The following is a 13,152-nucleotide window of genomic DNA, read 5'->3' on the forward strand; positions in this document are numbered from 1 at the left end:
GTGTGACGTGTGTCGTGTGTCGTGTGGGTGAGAGGTGGCGGGCGGCGTGAGTGGGCTGCGTGAGTTGAAGAAGGAGCGGACGCGGCAGGCGCTCTCGGACATCGCCGTCGCGCTCTTCCTGGAGAAGGGCTTCGACGCGGTGTCCGTCGCCGAGATCGCCGCCGCGGCCGAGGTCTCCAAGCCGACCCTCTTCCGCTACTTCCCGGCCAAGGAGGACCTGGTCCTGCACCGGTTCGCGGACCACGAGGACGAGCCGGCCCGGGTGGCCGCCGCCGCCCGCGAGGCCGGTACGGCGCCGCTCGACGCGCTGCGCGACCACGTCCTGGCGGGTCTGGAGCGGCGCGACCCGGTGACGGGCCTCAACGACGACCCGCGGGTCCTCGCCTTCCTGCGCCTGCTGTACGGCACGCCGGCGCTGGTGGCCCGGATGCACGCGTACCAGGGGCGCTCGGAGGAACTGCTGGCCGGCGCGCTGGGCGGGGACGACCCGCTGGCGGCGCGGCTGGCGGCGGCGCAGGTGGTGGCGGTGCTGCGGGTGCTCGCGGAGGAGAACGTACGGCGGATCACGGCCGGGGAGCGGGTCGAGGAGGTGCTGCCGGCGGCGGTGGCGGCGACGCGGCTGGCGTTCGGGAGGCTGGGGGCGGGGCTGCCGTACTGAACGTGACCGATAAAAAAATGTAACCGAGTAACGTTTTCTGGGTATCCTGGACCCATGAAGCCGCTCGACCGTGAACTCCTGAACGAACGCGGCCACCACGAGACCTGCCGCGCCGCCCTCGCCCGGATGACCGAGGACGTCGAGGAACAGGTCGTCACCGGCGAGGACACCGCCGCCTCCGGGGCCGACGCCGAAGCCCTCGGCCACCACCTCCGCAGCCGCGCCAAGGTCTTCCGCGAGCAGCCCCCCGGCCCCCTCTTCTTCGGCCGCCTCGACCGCGAGGACGGCCAGGTGCACCACATCGGCCGCCGCCGCGTCGCCGAGCACCCGGCCGCCCCGCCGCTCGTCGTCGACTGGCGGGCGCCCGTCTCCCGCGCCTACTACCAGGCCGGGCCCCAGGACCCGCAAGGCGTCGTCCGGCGGCGCCGGTTCGGCTGGGCGCCGAACAGCCGGGGCGCCTCCGAGGACCTGACCGCCCTGGAGGACGAAGGGCTGACCGCCGGCGACTCCGGCACCAGCGCGATCCTCACCGGCGAGATCGAACGCCCCCGCGTCGGCCCCATGCGGGACATCGCCGCCACCCTCCAGCCCGAGCAGGACGACCTCGTACGGTCCGGCCCCGGCGACTCGATCTGCGTGCAGGGCGCCCCCGGCACCGGCAAGACCGCCGTCGGCCTGCACCGCGCCGCCTACCTCCTCTACAGCCACCCGCAGCGCCTCAAGCGCTCCGGACTCCTCGTCCTCGGCCCCAACCGCACCTTCCTCTCCTACATCTCCGAGGTGCTGCCCGCACTCGGCGAGACCGGGGTGCGCCAGTCCACCGTCGGGGAGGAGCTGGCACGTCACGAGATCCGCGCCGAGGACGGCGAGGCCGCGGCCCGGGTCAAGCACGACGCCCGCATGGCCGAGGTGCTGCGCGGGGCGCTGTACGCGCGCGTCGACCCGACCGCCGCCGGGGAGCTGGCGGTGCCGGACGGCTCGTACCACTGGCGGCTGCCGGCCGCCGAGATCGCCGCGATCGTCACGGCGGTACGGGAGGAGGCCCCGCCCTACGCCACGGGCCGCGAACGGGTCCGCGCCCGGATCGTCCGGTCCCTCCAACTGCGGGCGGAACGCCGGGCCGGGGTCCTCGGCGCCGCCTGGACCCGCCGCATGGAGCGGGCCCGGCCGGTGACCGCCGCCCTCGACGCGTGCTGGCCGAAGGTGACGCCGGAGGAGGTCCTGGCGGCGTTCCTCACGGATCCGGCGGCGGGCCGAGGCGCCGACCCCGCCGCCGATCCCGTACGCCCGCTGCTCACGGAGGCCGAGCGGGACGCGGTCCGCTGGGCGAAGCCCCCGCGTTCGTACCGCAGTGCCCGCTGGAGCGCCGCGGACCTCGTCCTCCTCGACGAGCTGGCCGGACTGATCGAACGGCCGGAGGGCTACGCGCACATCGTCGTCGACGAGGCGCAGGACCTCTCGCCCATGGAGTGCCGGGCCGTCGGGCGCCGCGCGGACTTCGGTTCCCTGACCGTCCTCGGCGACCTGGCGCAGGGCACCACGCCGTGGGCGGCGCGCGACTGGCGCGAGCAACTGGCCCACCTGGGCAAGCCGGACGCCGAGGTGGTGCCGCTCACCACCGGCTACCGCGTCCCGGCGGCCGTCGTCGCACTCGCCAACCGGCTCCTCCCCGCCCTGGACACGGACGTCCCGCCGGGACGCTCGCTGCGCCCGGGCGGCACGGTGACGGTCCGCCGGGTGACGGACCTCGGGGAGGGCGTGGCCGAGGCGGTCCGGCTGGCGCTGAAGGAGGAGGGCTCGGTGGGCGTCATCGCACCGGACGAACTGGTGGCGGCGTTGCGGGAGTACGGGGCGGGGGCCGCCTCCGCCTCCGACGCCGCTTCCCCCTTCGGCGACCGCGTCTCCCTCGTCCCCGCCTCGCTCGCCAAGGGCCTCGAATACGACCACGTCGTCGTCGCCGAGCCCGCCGCGATCGTGGCGGCCGAACCGCGGGGGCTGCACCGGCTGTACGTGGTTCTCACGCGGGCGGTGTCACGGCTGGACCTGGTGCACCGGGAGCCGTTGCCGGAGCCGCTGGGCCGTAGCGGGCGGTGAGTTGGGCGTACGGCGGGTTCGCCGGTCGGGGGGCCGGCCGGAGCGGCCGGGGCCGGTGAGGAGGAAGAGCTCGCGGATCTCGGGGGCGGTGAGGCCGCTCAGGTCGGTACGGGCGCCGCCGACGAGACGCTGGCCGCCGCCCTTGCCCGCCGTCGAGTAGACGGGGACTCCGGCGGCGGGGGCTTCGAGGTCGCGGCGGGCGGTGCGTTCGGACACTTCCAGTTCGGCGGCGAGGTGGGATGCGGTGACGAGGTCCCTCGTCTGGAGGAAGAGCAGGGCGGCGACGAGTCGGTCGGCTCTCATGCCGCCATTGTCAGCTCGTTCCGGGCGGGCTCGGGCGTACGGAGGAGGGTGAGGGCGAGGCCGAAGGCGGCGACGAGCAGTCCGGCGCCGACGGCGAAGGCGAGGTGGTAGCCGCCGGTGAGGGCTTCGGCGGTGGGGCGGCCGGCGGCGGTGAGGGCTTCGGTGCGGGCGGCGGCGAGGGTGGAGAGGACGGCGATGCCGAGGGCCATGCCGATCTGCTGGGTGGTGTTGAAGAGGCCGGAGGCGAGGCCGGCGTCGGCCTCCTTGGCGCCGGACATGCCGAGCGCGGTCAGGGCGGGCAGGGCGAGTCCGAACCCGGCGCCGAGCAGCATCACGGGCAGCAGGTCGACGGTGTACGAGGCGTGGACGGGGAGGCGGGCGAGGAGGCCGAGCATGCCGATGAGCAGGGCGATGCCGGTGAGCAGGATGTTCCGCTCGCCGAAGCGGGCGATGAGGCGGGCGGAGAGGCCGAGGGAGACGGTGCCGATGGCGACGGCGGCGGGCAGCATGCCGAGGCCGGTCTCGGCGGCGCTGTAGCCGAGGACCTTCTGCATGTGGAGCGCGACGAGGACCTGGAAGGAGAAGAGGGCGGCGACCATCAGCATCTGGACGAGGTTGGCGCCGGCGACGCTGCGGGAGCGGAGGACGCGCAGCGGCATCAGGGGGTCGGCGGCGGTGGCCTGGCGGACGAGGAAGCCGGCGAGGAGGGCGAGGGCGAGGGCGCCGAGGCCGAGGGTGTGGGCGGAGCCGGCCCCGTACTCCTCGATCTTGACGACCGCGTAGATGCCGGTCATGAGGCCGGAGGTGACGAGGAGGGCGCCGAGGAGGTCGGCGCGGCCGCGGGTGGTGGCGGGGCGGTCGGCGGGCAGGGCGGGGAGGGCGGTGAGGAGGGCGGCCAGGCCGATGGGGAGGTTGATGAAGAAGATCCAGTTCCAGGCGAGGGCGTCGGTGAGGACGCCGCCGAGGACCTGGCCGATGGAGGCGCCGGCCGCGCCGGTGAAGGCGAACACGGCGAAGGCCTTGGCGCGTTCGCGGGGTTCGGTGAAGAGGGTGACGAGGATGCCGAGGCTGACGGCGGAGGCCATCGCGCTGCCGACGCCCTGGAGGAAGCGGGCGGCGATCAGGACGCCGGGGGAGGCGGCGAGGCCGGCGAGCACGGAGGCGGCGGTGAAGAGGGCGGTTCCGGCGAGGAACATGCGCTTGCGGCCGAGGAGGTCGCCGAGGCGGCCGGCGAGGAGGAGCAGGGCACCGAAGGCGATGAGGTAGGCGTTGACGATCCAGCTGAGGCCGGCGGGGGAGAAGCCGAGGTCGTTCTGGATGGCGGGCATGGCGACGGTGACGATGCTGCCGTCGAGGATCGTCATCAGCATGCTCGTGGCGAGGACGCCGAGGGCGGTCCAGCGTGAGGTGGGCATGACGGTGTCTCCCTTTCGGGGCGGTGGGGCGGGGGTGGGGCGGCGACAGAAAGAACGCTAGCAGATAGTTCCGTTGCAGACTATCTATCTCGGTCTCGACCCTGGGTACCCTGGATCCATGACCTCCATGGCGCCCACCCGCACCGAGCCGGACCTCTCCTACCTCCTCGACCACACCAGCCATGTCCTGCGCACGCGGATGGCCGCGCGGCTCGGCGAGATCGGGCTGACCGCGCGCATGCACTGCGTGCTGGTCCACGCGCTGGAGGAGGAGCGCACCCAGGCCCAGCTCGCCGAGATCGGCGACATGGACAAGACGACGATGGTGGTCACCGTCGACGCCCTGGAGAAGGCCGGTCTCGCCGAACGCCGCCCGTCCAGCACCGACCGCCGCGCCCGGATCATCGCGGTCACCGAGAAGGGCGCCCAGGTCGCCCGCGAGAGCCAGCGCATCGTCGACTCGGTCCACGAGAACGCCCTCACGTCCCTCCCCCCCAAGGACCGCGAAGCCCTCCTCCACGCCCTCGGCCTCCTGGCCACCGGCCACCTGGAAACCCCGTCGGAGGGCCCGCACAACGCGCGTCGGGCACGGCAGGCGAAGTGACGGGGCCGGCGGCTGCGTGTGACGGAGCGCGACAGCTGTCACCGGGTAGGCCGGTCGGCCTGGGCGAAGCCGCGGGTCGGATCGCGGTAGTTGTCACCGCCTGATCGAGCTACTTGTCACCAGTGCGTGGCTCTCACGCTTGTTGTCACCGTCGGATCCCGGGCGCGATGGCTCCGACCCGCCTCTTGTCCTGTCGCGTTGAAGCTGTCGGATTCTCACGGCTTCTCGTTCGTGCTGTCGGATTCTCACTGTGTCGTGCACTGCGCGACGACGTTTGCCCCCCGCGTGGGGTTTGATCTCATTTTCCTAGTCCGGTTCTCGTCCGTGCTGGAGGCGGTGTCCCGGGTTCGGTCGGCGATCCTGCCTCTATCGCGAACGAGACTTCCGCGAGGCGCCGGGCTGAGTCCGGCACGCGGAGAACGCTTGGAGCGACTCGGTGACCTCGGAACTGCCGGCCTGCTCCGGTCACGCCCCTTCGACACCGATATGCGTGCGGTGATTACGAGGAGCGTCGATCTCGTCGAGCAGGGCGAGCGCGAAGTCGCTGTGGGAGATACGGCTGGCCATGTTGACGCCGGCAACGGAGTACCGGCTTGAGCTCGCTCCGGCATGATCGAAGTCGCCAGCCGGACTGACGACCAACCAATCCAGCGCGGCCACCGAGGCACGCAGCACAGACGTCCCGGTCGCCTGAGCGAGACAGAGAGGCCGGTATTCCTGCGGGAAGCCCGGGGTGTCCATCAACGGCGTCCCGTCGCCGGTCTCCAGTGTTGCCGCAAGGCCGACGACGACCAACCGGCCCACCCCGGCACGCGCCAGCCCGTCAAGGAGAGCGCGGGCGACGGCTGGGAAGAAGACATCGGGCTGGGCGCCAGGGTCGTAGGCGGCCGTGATCGCAGCGTCGTGACCGGCCGCGAGACGGGCGACAGCGTCGCTGTCGGTCACATCACCGGCCAGTACGCGGACTCCCGCACCTTCAAGGTCTTGGTACTTGGCTGGGTTTCGGACGACTGCGGTGACATGGTGCCCGCGGTGGACGGCCTCACCAACAGCCGCCCGTCCAGAGCGCCCGCCTGCCCCGAAAACAATGATCTTGCTCATGGACTACCCCGCCTCGCGTCTCAAGAATCTCTGCCTGCCGACGTGCCTGAGCAAGGTAGCCGCACCCATGGTTACCTCCTGGATACCGCACTACGGTGGCCCTGTGACCAAGCCGCCGCTGGACCCGGAAATGTTCGACCCGCTTTGCCCCTCCGACCTGGTGCCGATCCGCGTAGGGGACAAATGGGCCGGAATGATCATCCAGTGTCTTGAAGGTGGCCCCCGGCGGTTCTCCGAACTGCGGGTCCCGCTGCGGAACATCACCTCCAAGGTGCTCACGCAGTCACTCCGGGCACTGGAACGTGATGGCTTCATCGTCCGAACAGTCCATGCCGGACCTGCCCGGAACGTCCACTACGAACTGACCCCGCTCGGCCGAAGCCTCCTTGGCCTGCTGGATACGGCACGCGCCTGGGCAGAGGCACATCTGGACGAGCTCATCGACGCCCGCGAGACGGCATCGCCCGCCAGCCGCACAAGCTAGTTCAGCGTCGCCGGTCTGCTGCTGCCTCACTCACGGTGATCTCCCTCAGCGCCACGGTCACGCATACGCGACACCTCTCCTGCGGGCTTCCGTGAAAGCCATGTCGTTTGAGAGCGCCGAGCGTCAGCGCTCTCAAATGGCATGGCATCCCAGCAGGTCAACGGCTCGACATCTGCCAGATGCACCGCGACAGGACACCTCTTCAGGTCACCTGTGCCGTGACACGTTAGTTGGAACTGACAGACCAGGCTGGCCTGGCCGCGCGGGCAGCGGCACCGTCCAGGGCTTCAGTACCTGGTCAGCACTGGTCGGCATCATGGTGCCGAGAGCCTTGAAGAGGCCCGACTACTGCTGGCCCTGGACTTCGCCGGAGACCTGGTCGAGGTGGTCTCCCAGCCGCTGAAGCTGTGGTTCGACACGGTGGATAAGCGCCGCAGTCACACCCCGGACTACCTTGCGGTGACCCGGTCCGGAGTCTGGCTGATCGACGTACGCCCGAAGGAACTGATCGATGATAAGCCACCGTTCTCCGCCCCCGGTGTCATAGGAAACCTCAGCAAGATTTCCCGGAAGCGCTGAAGCCAGCATTCTCGCCCGGGCCAGCACCGCCTGGTGGCCCGTGTCGTCTCCCGCGGCGGGATGGCTGCCCAAGAGGCCGTCGAAGTCAACGAGCGCGTCGAGACGGCGGACGCGAGAACGCGGAGTAGTCCTCGTCCTCAGCAGGCATCTCCTCGTCCTCGGACAGGAAAAACACGCCGACGCCAGCCGGATCGAAGGACCGCAGGCCCAGGGCCGAACCGTCTCGCACCCAGAAATTCACGTCGCCGCTGGCCTGGGTCTCCACCGGGTCACAGAAGGTCTCCAACCACGGGACCACATCGGACACGATGTCCGCGAACCCGCATGGTTCGAAGAGCCACAGTCCAACTGCCGGTCCCGACATGCCGCCCCCAGAGCCTCGTGGCCCCGATGCCACCGGGACCCGGTTCTACCAGGTCCCGGCAACAGACACCTGATCATTTGCGGCGCAGCCCAAGCTGAAGATCGATTCCAGCGCCGGAGCGCTCCGGTTCCAACAACCGTGACCAAGTTCCAACTAACGTGTCACGGCTCATCACCACGGCTCGGTCGCGGGCGCTGGCGGTGACAGATGTCGCGAGCAGGTGACAGCTATCGCGCTCCGGCACACTGCGGCCCCGGCGCGCTGTGACGGAACTATTGCAAGCGCCTGCTTGCAATAGTTAGCGCGGGCTGGCAGGGTCGGAGCATGGCATCGCTCAACGTCGGCAATCTTGGTGAGTACCTCCGTGAACAGCGGCGCACCGCGCAGCTGTCGCTGCGGCAGCTCGCCGAGGCCGCGGGCGTGTCGAATCCGTATCTGAGTCAGATCGAGCGAGGGCTGCGCAAGCCGAGCGCCGAGGTGTTGCAGCAGGTCGCCAAGGCGCTGCGGATCTCGGCCGAGACGCTGTACGTGCGCGCCGGGATCCTCGACGAGAAGGAGCGGGACGAGCTGGAGACGCGCGCCGTCATCCTGGCCGATCCCTCGATCAACGAGCGGCAGAAGCAGGTGCTGCTCCAGATCTACGACTCCTTCCGCAAGGAGAACGCCGCCGAGGCCGCGCAGGCCGCCGAGCAGCAGGCGCACCAGTCGCCGCAGCCCACCGAGACGTAAACCTCCGGGAGGACCACGACCATGGCCATCATCGACGAACTCCGTACCCCCCTCTACTTCGCCGCCGGCACCGCCGACCTCGCCGTCCAGCAGGCCCGGAAGGTGCCCGGCCTCATCGAGCAGATCGCCGCCGAGGCCCCCTCGCGGATCGAGGCCGTCAAGAAGACGGACCCGAAGGCGGTGCAGGAGAAGGCGCAGGCGAAGTTCGCCGAGCTCGTGGGCGGTTTCGACACCGACCTGAAGAAGCTGGGCGAGCAGGCTCAGGACCTGGCCCTGCGCGGGGTCGGCGTCGCCGCCGAGTACGCGGTCAAGGCGCGCGAGAAGTACGAGGAGCTCGCCGCGCACGGCGAGGAGACCGTGAAGGCCTGGCGCGGCGAGGTCGCCGACGAGATCGTCGAGATCGCCGTGGTCGTCGAGCCCGAGAACGAGAACGAGAACAAGACCGCGAGCGAGCCCGAGGCCGACGCGCCCAAGCCCGCCCGCAAGACCACCGCCCGCAAGGCGTCCGCCAAGAAGGCCGTGGCCGCCGAAGGAGCCGAGTAGCAACAGGTCCGGGCACCAATCCCCGTGTCCCGTGCGTTGTAGCGGGTACGTTGGCCGCGAGGCGCTCTTTCCACACACCTAGGCGGTGCACAGCATGTTGCGCGACGGATTCGACTCGATTCTGTGGCTGGTGGTCGGGCTGGTCTTCCTCGGCTTCGCCGTCGCCGCGCTCGTCTTCGCCGCCATGGCGCGCGAGGACGCCTACCGCGCGGCGGAGAAGCAGACGAAGAAGTTCTGGCTGATCCTGCTGGGCATCAACCTCGTCCTGAACCTGCTGCTGCCGATCCTCTTCCTCCAGATCGCCGGGCTCATCGCCGCCATCGTCTTCATGGTCGACGTACGCCCCGCGCTCCGCGCGGTCTCCGGCGGTGGCGGTGGCAGGCGCGGCGGCGGTTCCAGCAGCGACGGGCCGTACGGGCCGTACAACGGCGGGCGCTGACCCGCTCGGGCGACGACTCGCTCGGGCGACGACTCGCTCGGGCGCTGACCCGCTCGGGCGGCGACTCGCTCGGGCGACGCCCCGCTCCGACGACGACCCCGTAGAGACAGCAGGCCCCGGGCTCAGCCCCGGGGCCTGTCCCGTTCCAGGGCCAGGACGGCCACGTCGTCCGTGAGCTCGCCGCCGTTCAGCGCGCGCACCTCCGTGACCGCCGCGGCCAGCAGTTCCTCGCCGCGCAGGCCCGCCGCCAGCTGCCGGTTGATCATGTCGACCATCCCGTCCTGGCCGAGCCGCGGCGAACCGGGCCCCGCCGAGCGGCCCTCGATCAGCCCGTCGGTGTACATGAGCAGGCTCCATGACGCGCCCAGCTCCACCTGTCGGCGCGGCCAGCGGGCGCGCGGCAGCAGGCCGAGGGCCGGGCCGCCGTCCTCGTACGGCAGCAGCCGCGCCATGCTCCCGTGCCGGGCGATCAGCGGCGCGGGGTGGCCGGCCAGGCACAGGCCGGCCCGGCGTCCGTCGGGCGCGATGTCGACGGTGCAGAGGGTCGCGAAGATCTCCTCGCTCTCCCGCTCGTGCTCCAGGACCTGCTGCATCGTGGAGAGCAGCTCGTCCCCGCACAGTCCGGCGAAGGTCAGCGCCCGCCAGGCGATCCGCAGCTCCACGCCGAGCGCCGCCTCGTCGGGGCCGTGCCCGCAGACGTCGCCGATCATGGCGTGGACGGTCCCGTCGGGGGTCCGCACGGTGTCGTAGAAGTCGCCGCCGAGCAGCGCCCGGGACCGGCCCGGCCGGTAGCGCGCGGCGAACCGCAGGTCGGAGCCCTCCAGGAGCGGCGTCGGCAGCAGGCCGCGTTCCAGGCGGGCGTTCTCCTGGGCGCGCAGCCGCGACTCGGCCAGCTTGACCTGGACGGCGTCGGCGCGTTTGCGCTCGACGGCGTAGCGGATGGCGCGGCTCAGCAGCCGGCCGTCCAGCTCCTCGCGGAAGAGGTGGTCCTGTGCTCCGACGCGTACCGCTTCGGCCGCGAGCTCGGCGTCCGCGGAGGCGGCGAGGGCGAGGACGGCGTGGCGCGGGGCGAGCCGCAGGATGTGCCGGAGCGGCGCGAGCGGGTCGGCGTCTGCGGTGCGCGGTACGGGCAGGGCGAGGTCGACGAGCACGCAGTGCACGTCGTCGGTGAGCAGCCGCTCGGCCTCGGTGAGGTTGCGGGCGGTGCGGATCCGCAGCCGCGTGCCGGTCGCGTCGAGCAGTTCGGGTACGGCGAGGGCGCCCGCCGGGTCGTCCTCGACGACCAGCAGCGTGAGATCGGTGGCGGTGCCGGGTGCCGGGAGAGAATCGATTCTCTGCCGCGGTACGGGTACGGGCATCGGTCTGGTTTTCCTTCCCTCCCCCCGAGGGCCGGGGACCGACCATAGCGGTAGCGCCCGGCGCCGCGGAATGGCGAGCACGCGGTGGACCGGAGATCGGCGCTGGCATATGCCGCGGATGGGGAGGTAGCCGCCTGCGGGCCGATGAGAAACGTCACTCCTGGGCCGGGGGAGGGCCCCGGGGGCGGGCCGTGGCGCCCGTCACCCCCGGCGTACGCCCCCGGCGGCACGGCTACGGGCGGACCACGCCCAGGATCTCCATCGAGCCGGCCCCCGCGATCGTCACGTTCCGCCCGGGGCGCGGCGCGTGCACGATCGCCCCGTTCCCGACGTACATGCCGATGTGGCTCGCGTCCTTGAAGTAGACGATCAGGTCGCCGGGCCGCATGTCCTCGATCTCGACGTGCGGCAGCAGCCGCCACTGCTCCTGCGAGGTGCGCGGGATCGGGCGGCCGGCGCTGGCCCAGGCGCTCTGGGTGAGCCCCGAGCAGTCGTACGAGCGCGGGCCCTCGGCCCCCCACACGTACGGCTTGCCGATCTGGGCCGTCGCGAACTGCACGGCCCGCTTGCCCTCCGGCGTCGTCGAGTCGCTCAGGCCCTTGAGGACGCCGGTGCCCACCCAGGCGGTCTGCGCCCGGTACTGCTCCTGCTCCTCCAGGCGCAGCAGCCGCGCCCGCTCCTCGGCGGCGAGGGAGGACTCCAGCTTCTTGGCGGCGGCGATCTTGTCGTTGATCTCCTTCTTCGCCTTGGCCTGCTTGATCCGGTTGGCTTCCAGCTTGGTCCAGTTGACGCTGGCGTCCTTGGCGTACGTGGTGAGTTCGCCCTGCGTCCTGGTCATCTCGCCGAGCAGGTCCCGGGTGGCCTTCTGGCCCTCCTTGAGACGGCCCGCGGTGTCGAGGAACATCTGGGGGTCGTCGGTCAGCACGAACTGCGCGCCGTCCGGAAGCCCGCCGTTGCGGTACTGGGCGCGGGCCGCGGCGCCCGCCCTCGCCTTGAGGTCGTCGATCTTCTCGTTGCCGGCGACGATCATGCGGGCCAGCTTCACGATCTCGTCGGACTGCTCGTCCGCCTTCTCCTCGGCCAGGTTGTAGGCGTCGGTGGCGGCGGCGGCCTGGCGGTAGAGGCCGTCGATCTCCTTGCGGACCTCTTCGAGGGTCTTCTTCGGCTGGCCCGGCGGCAGCGGGGCCGCGGCGGCCTGCAGGGTGAGGGCGGGCGAGGCCAGCACCGTCAGGGCGCAGACCACGGTGATCGTGGTGATGGCGTGGCGGCGTCGGTTCACAGGCTCCCCCTCAAGTGACCCATGTCAAGATGTCTCGGTAGGGCTCAATCTGATTTACCGTCAGTAACTTGGTCGTGACCTTGGTGATGGTGCCATGCGCGACACGAAAACGACAGGGGAAAGCGGGCCTGTCGGGTCACTTCCCCCCACGAGGGACGATCGTTTCGCCTGGTGCGTTCCCCGCACGGGCGAAATTCAGCGCGCGTTCGGCGGAGCGTCGCTCAGCCGCGCGGCGCCAGCGCCTCCCACCGCACCGTCACCTCGCCCTGCCGCCACCGGCCCGGACCATCCGTCAGCGGCCAGTCCGCCGCCAGGTCGCGGACCGCGCGGATCCAGCGCTGCCGCGCGCCGAGCGAGGCGTACGGGGCGGCCGCCGCCCACGCCCGGTCGAAGTCCCGCAGGAAGGCGTGCACCGGTTCGCCCGGCACATTGCGGTGGATCAGCGCCTTCGGCAGCCGCTCCGCCAGATCGGAGGGCCGGTCCAGCGAACCGAGCCGGGTGGCGAAGGTCACCGTCCGCGGCCCGCCCCGGCCGAGCGCCACCCACACGTGCCGCCGCCCGATCTCGTCGCAGGTCCCCTCCACCAGCAGCCCCTCGGGCCCGAGCCGCGCGCACAGGCGCTCCCAGACCGCCGCGACCTCGGCCTCGTCGTACTGGCGCAGCACGTTCGCCGCCCGGATCAGGGCCACCTCGCCGGCCACCGGCACCTCGAAACCGCCGTGCCGGAAGGCCAGCCCCTCCCGCTCGTACGGCTTCGCGGCGGCGACCCGGGCCGGCTCGATCTCGACCCCGACGACGGTGACGCGCGGGTCGGCGGTCCGCAGCCGGGCCAGCAGCTCGACGGGCGTCCACGGCGCGGCGCCGTAGCCGAGGTCGACGGCGACGGGGGGCGCGACGGAGCGGCGCAGGGCCGGTCCGTGCACGGCGGCGATCCAGCGGTCCTGGCGGCGCAGACGGTTGGGGTTGGTGGTCCCGCGGGTGATCGTGCCGACGGGGCGGGTGGTGCGGGGGGCCATGGAACGAGCGTACGGGGTGGCGGGAGGCCCGCCTTGCGCCGGCGGGGGCGGGCTGTGAGGGGCGGGGGCGGGCCCGTAATGAATTGGCAAAGCAGGTGGCGCGGCGGAAATGAAACCCCGCATTCCGGTGTTGTGGCCGTTCGGAGGGTGCCCCAGGCTCCCCTCCGAACCATGCCCGATGCCATG

Annotated in this window: 12 protein-coding genes and 2 pseudogenes; 7 read left to right on the plus strand and 7 right to left on the minus strand. The window is 71.7% G+C overall.

Going from position 1 to position 13,152, the window contains the following annotated elements:
- Positions 1-46 precede the first annotated feature (46 nt).
- Both ACZ3ZE_RS34740 and ACZ3ZE_RS34745 read left to right on the plus strand, forming a co-directional pair.
- Complete coding sequence (locus ACZ3ZE_RS34740) at positions 47-658, plus strand: TetR/AcrR family transcriptional regulator (protein WP_361164894.1); 612 nt, start codon at positions 47-49, stop codon at positions 656-658.
- 54 nt (positions 659-712) lie between these two features.
- The gene (locus ACZ3ZE_RS34745; RefSeq protein WP_467261854.1) at positions 713-2,752 is read left to right on the plus strand and encodes a HelD family protein; all 2,040 of its coding nucleotides are present in this window, start codon (positions 713-715) and stop codon (positions 2,750-2,752) included.
- Positions 2,753-2,782: 30 nt separating this feature from the next.
- Here the strand turns inward: ACZ3ZE_RS34745 and ACZ3ZE_RS34750 are convergent.
- Both ACZ3ZE_RS34750 and ACZ3ZE_RS34755 read right to left on the minus strand, forming a co-directional pair.
- Positions 2,783-3,055, minus strand: a pseudogene (locus ACZ3ZE_RS34750) (helix-turn-helix transcriptional regulator); the annotation flags it as partial.
- Positions 3,052-4,470 carry an MFS transporter gene (locus ACZ3ZE_RS34755; protein WP_467261855.1) on the minus strand — a complete coding sequence of 473 codons (1,419 nt, stop codon included), beginning with the start codon at positions 4,468-4,470 and terminating at the stop codon, positions 3,052-3,054. The pseudogene ACZ3ZE_RS34750 and the gene ACZ3ZE_RS34755, both read right to left, overlap by 4 nt.
- Positions 4,471-4,588: 118 nt before the next feature.
- Between ACZ3ZE_RS34755 and ACZ3ZE_RS34760 the strand changes: the two genes are divergently transcribed.
- Positions 4,589-5,074 carry a MarR family winged helix-turn-helix transcriptional regulator gene (locus ACZ3ZE_RS34760; RefSeq protein ID WP_361164903.1) on the plus strand — a complete coding sequence of 162 codons (486 nt, stop codon included), beginning with the start codon at positions 4,589-4,591 and terminating at the stop codon, positions 5,072-5,074.
- Positions 5,075-5,539: 465 nt separating this feature from the next.
- Here ACZ3ZE_RS34760 and ACZ3ZE_RS34765 read toward each other — a convergent pair whose 3' ends face one another.
- Positions 5,540-6,175, minus strand: coding sequence for an NAD(P)-dependent oxidoreductase (locus tag ACZ3ZE_RS34765; protein WP_467261857.1), 636 nt, complete (start codon positions 6,173-6,175; stop codon positions 5,540-5,542).
- A 67-nt stretch (positions 6,176-6,242) separates the two neighbouring features.
- Here ACZ3ZE_RS34765 and ACZ3ZE_RS34770 point away from each other — a divergent pair, with 67 nt between their 5' ends.
- Positions 6,243-6,659: a winged helix-turn-helix transcriptional regulator gene (locus ACZ3ZE_RS34770; RefSeq protein WP_361628646.1), complete on the plus strand. Its 417-nt coding sequence runs from the start codon at positions 6,243-6,245 to the stop codon at positions 6,657-6,659.
- A gap of 345 nt (positions 6,660-7,004) precedes the next feature.
- On the opposite strand, the pseudogene ACZ3ZE_RS34775 reads toward ACZ3ZE_RS34770, so the two are convergent.
- A pseudogene (locus ACZ3ZE_RS34775) lies at positions 7,005-7,602 on the minus strand (DUF6368 family protein).
- A gap of 324 nt (positions 7,603-7,926) precedes the next feature.
- Here ACZ3ZE_RS34775 and ACZ3ZE_RS34780 point away from each other — a divergent pair.
- The 3 genes from ACZ3ZE_RS34780 to ACZ3ZE_RS34790 all read left to right on the plus strand — a co-directional run bounded on the left by ACZ3ZE_RS34780 (position 7,927) and on the right by ACZ3ZE_RS34790 (position 9,313).
- Positions 7,927-8,331, plus strand: coding sequence for a helix-turn-helix domain-containing protein (locus ACZ3ZE_RS34780; protein ID WP_046908590.1), 405 nt, complete (start codon positions 7,927-7,929; stop codon positions 8,329-8,331).
- Positions 8,332-8,352: 21 nt separating this feature from the next.
- On the plus strand, positions 8,353-8,874 hold the full coding sequence (locus ACZ3ZE_RS34785) for a hypothetical protein (protein WP_361164913.1): 522 nt from the start codon (positions 8,353-8,355) through the stop codon (positions 8,872-8,874).
- A gap of 94 nt (positions 8,875-8,968) precedes the next feature.
- Positions 8,969-9,313, plus strand: coding sequence for a DUF2516 family protein (locus tag ACZ3ZE_RS34790; RefSeq protein ID WP_361164916.1), 345 nt, complete (start codon positions 8,969-8,971; stop codon positions 9,311-9,313).
- A 122-nt stretch (positions 9,314-9,435) separates the two neighbouring features.
- On the opposite strand, the gene ACZ3ZE_RS34795 is transcribed toward ACZ3ZE_RS34790, so the two are convergent.
- The 3 genes from ACZ3ZE_RS34795 to ACZ3ZE_RS34805 all read right to left on the minus strand — a co-directional run bounded on the left by ACZ3ZE_RS34795 (position 9,436) and on the right by ACZ3ZE_RS34805 (position 12,966).
- Entirely contained in the window at positions 9,436-10,671 is a 1,236-nt protein-coding gene (locus ACZ3ZE_RS34795) for a PP2C family protein-serine/threonine phosphatase (RefSeq protein WP_361164919.1), read from the minus strand.
- A gap of 232 nt (positions 10,672-10,903) precedes the next feature.
- The gene (locus tag ACZ3ZE_RS34800; protein WP_361164922.1) at positions 10,904-11,950 is read right to left on the minus strand and encodes a C40 family peptidase; all 1,047 of its coding nucleotides are present in this window, start codon (positions 11,948-11,950) and stop codon (positions 10,904-10,906) included.
- Between the two features lie 221 nt (positions 11,951-12,171).
- The gene (locus ACZ3ZE_RS34805; protein ID WP_361164925.1) at positions 12,172-12,966 is read right to left on the minus strand and encodes a class I SAM-dependent methyltransferase; all 795 of its coding nucleotides are present in this window, start codon (positions 12,964-12,966) and stop codon (positions 12,172-12,174) included.
- Positions 12,967-13,152: the final 186 nt, after the last annotated feature.

The sequence above is a fragment of the Streptomyces sp. NPDC023157 genome (assembly GCF_055560575.1).

What these genes read in the sequence shown, in the direction of transcription:
- ACZ3ZE_RS34805 (WP_361164925.1), bottom strand. Translation starts at nt 12,966, where the DNA reads ATGGCCCCCCGCACCACCCGCCCCGTCGGCACGATCACCCGCGGGACC.
- ACZ3ZE_RS34745 (WP_467261854.1), top strand. Translation starts at nt 713, where the DNA reads ATGAAGCCGCTCGACCGTGAACTCCTGAACGAACGCGGCCACCACGAG.
- ACZ3ZE_RS34790 (WP_361164916.1), top strand. Translation starts at nt 8,969, where the DNA reads ATGTTGCGCGACGGATTCGACTCGATTCTGTGGCTGGTGGTCGGGCTG.
- ACZ3ZE_RS34795 (WP_361164919.1), bottom strand. Translation starts at nt 10,671, where the DNA reads ATGCCCGTACCCGTACCGCGGCAGAGAATCGATTCTCTCCCGGCACCC.
- ACZ3ZE_RS34755 (WP_467261855.1), bottom strand. Translation starts at nt 4,470, where the DNA reads ATGCCCACCTCACGCTGGACCGCCCTCGGCGTCCTCGCCACGAGCATG.
- ACZ3ZE_RS34785 (WP_361164913.1), top strand. Translation starts at nt 8,353, where the DNA reads ATGGCCATCATCGACGAACTCCGTACCCCCCTCTACTTCGCCGCCGGC.
- ACZ3ZE_RS34780 (WP_046908590.1), top strand. Translation starts at nt 7,927, where the DNA reads ATGGCATCGCTCAACGTCGGCAATCTTGGTGAGTACCTCCGTGAACAG.
- ACZ3ZE_RS34760 (WP_361164903.1), top strand. Translation starts at nt 4,589, where the DNA reads ATGACCTCCATGGCGCCCACCCGCACCGAGCCGGACCTCTCCTACCTC.
- ACZ3ZE_RS34770 (WP_361628646.1), top strand. Translation starts at nt 6,243, where the DNA reads ATGGTTACCTCCTGGATACCGCACTACGGTGGCCCTGTGACCAAGCCG.
- ACZ3ZE_RS34765 (WP_467261857.1), bottom strand. Translation starts at nt 6,175, where the DNA reads ATGAGCAAGATCATTGTTTTCGGGGCAGGCGGGCGCTCTGGACGGGCG.